The sequence below is a fragment of the Bacillus cereus group sp. BfR-BA-01331 genome, from assembly GCF_022663915.1.
In the GTDB taxonomy this organism is placed as follows: Bacteria; Bacillota; Bacilli; order Bacillales; family Bacillaceae_G; genus Bacillus_A; species Bacillus_A mycoides.
Genome location: NZ_JAKUGJ010000108.1, coordinates 1 through 1,508, shown reverse-complemented (window position 1 = coordinate 1,508; position 1,508 = coordinate 1). Strand labels below are relative to the sequence as shown.

Sequence of the window (1,508 nt, the reverse complement as noted above, 5' to 3'; positions counted from 1 at the left end):
CAATATCTTCATCCGTTAGTTCTGGATAAGATTCACTATTTAACCCATTATAAGTATCTGTACCCTTCTTCACACTTGAACCAATATGTTTTCCTAAGGCTACAGCTCCTTCGCCTACTGTAGCAGCAGATCTTCCAGCAACCGCGCCAGTAAATCCGCCCGCTTTACTACCAGCAAATGTCCCTATTGCCATTCCTTCTGGTCCAAGCCCAGCTCCTGCTGCCATACCTGCAAGTCCACCAGCTGCTTTTCCAAGTGAACTTCCAATTTGACCCGCTTTTAACATACGAGCTGCACGAGATGTTGTACCAATATCTGTCCCTAAATTTGCTCCTAATGCATTTTTCGGGTTATCAGCATCTTCTTTTTTATCTTGCTCTCCATCTTTCTTTTCTTTCCCCTTATCATTTGCACTGCGGTGGTCATCACGAATTCCTTTCACCAAACCAGCTACACTCGCTAAAGCACCCATTCCCAGCATTGTACCCGCTCTATGAATACCACCGGATGCATTGGTGCTAAGGCCTATAAAGCTCTTCACAATCTCTCCAACTGGGATAAACATGGCAAGCAATATTAATTTTATAATAGGATTTTTTGCATCCCCAATAAGTGTAATAATGAGCCATAGGGTAATTGCGTGAATCGCTTGAATTAATACTGCCCCCATAAATTCACGAATCCAGTATAACGTCTGTTGTTTCTTTTGTGGAAATAGCCACATACCTACCATTACAGGACCCATTAACATTAATACGTACAGTGTCACAGCGCGCATTAAATAATAAAAATTTGCCCAAACCATTAATCCAGCTTCAATAAACAAACCGAATATAATAAACATATAATCGTTTTTATGGCCTTCCATTGAAAGCTCTGTAATAGTCTTATTGTCAGACATTCCCGACTTTAATAAAGGTACTTGTTCATCCGGCTTAAAATTACCATTATTCACTCCATTTATCGCCTCTTTAAACTCCAATGTAATCCAAGCATTTAGATCGAATATAACATTATAAAAGAAGTCTAAATGCCAGAGGCAAATCGAGATAATCATTAAATCTTTCGCATACTCAATTAATGCTGTCCGATTATTCGGATTGATAGCTGTCGCTGAATATTTTGCTGCCGTAATCACTACACTGACGAGGACACAAAAAGCAACAAATTTAAACATGACGGGCATACCGGTATCTAGCACGTTAGTAATCGCATTCTTTGAAAATAAAAAACTTAAATTTGAATCGGCATCACTAAAAACTAGGACAGGGATAGTATCCATAAATCCGTAAATCGGACCAAGAAAAGTTTTGACTAAATTAATAATGAGTCCCCCGACCCAATCTATTATTTTCTCTAGCATAATTTCACCTTCCTTTTCAAAGGTACGCTATTACCCTGCGTATCCTTGTACTTTCTTCATATTATTTAAAAGCTCTTGTAGTACTGCTTCATTCGATTCAATGAACATCATTTCTTTGTCTGATGGATCTGTTTGAATCCAAACC

At 38.6% G+C, this 1,508-nt stretch carries 2 pseudogenes; both read right to left on the bottom strand.

From position 1 onward, the window contains the following. Positions 1–1,363, bottom strand: a pseudogene (locus MR155_RS31080) (type IV secretion system protein); the annotation flags it as partial. Between the two features lie 30 nt (positions 1,364–1,393). Beyond that, positions 1,394–1,508 (bottom strand): annotated as a pseudogene (locus MR155_RS31075) (conjugal transfer protein TraC); the annotation flags it as partial.